The organism is Pseudomonas sp. xss_4, from assembly GCF_043104125.1.
Classification (GTDB): Bacteria; Pseudomonadota; Gammaproteobacteria; order Pseudomonadales; family Pseudomonadaceae; genus Aquipseudomonas; species Aquipseudomonas parafulva_B.
On sequence record NZ_JBICKJ010000012.1, the window covers coordinates 1 to 562 of the forward strand.

1 protein-coding gene is annotated in these 562 nt (G+C 72.1%); it reads left to right on the plus strand.

Annotated elements, in window-relative coordinates; genetic code table 11:
* A partial coding sequence (locus tag ACF8GB_RS01245; RefSeq protein WP_392526450.1) for a type VI secretion system Vgr family protein occupies positions 1-562 on the plus strand: 562 nt, incomplete at both ends.

Sequence of the window (562 nt, forward strand, 5' to 3'; positions counted from 1 at the left end):
ACGAGCTGCGCATCGACGACACCCATGGCGAGATCAGCGCCGCGCTGATGAGCGACCATGCCGACACGGCCCTCCACCTGGGCTACCTCACCCACCCGCGACCCAAGGGCGGCGAACCCCGTGGCGAGGGCTTCGAGCTGCGCACCGATGCCAGCGCCGCCCTGCGCGCGGCCAGAGGCCTGCTGCTCTCAACCGAGGCCCAGCCCGGCGCCAATGGCGGCCAGCTCGACCGCGAGCAGGCCATCGCCCTGCTGGAGAGCGCACTGGAGTTGGCCAGGAACCTCGGCCAGGTGGCCGGCGACAACCAGGGTATCGGCCACGACCCCGAGCCGCAGCAGACCCTGACCACTGCCGTACGCGAGCTTGACCACGGCGCCAACGACCACCCCGAGAGCGCAGGCCAGGGCGGCGAACCGCTGGTGGCCGTCAGCGCCCCGGCCGGCGTGGCCGTGGCCACCTCGCGCAGCATCGCCCTCGCCGCCAGCGAGCATATCGACAGCGTGGCCCAGCAGCACCAGCACCTCACGGCCGGGCAGAACATCGTGCTCAATGCCGGTGACGA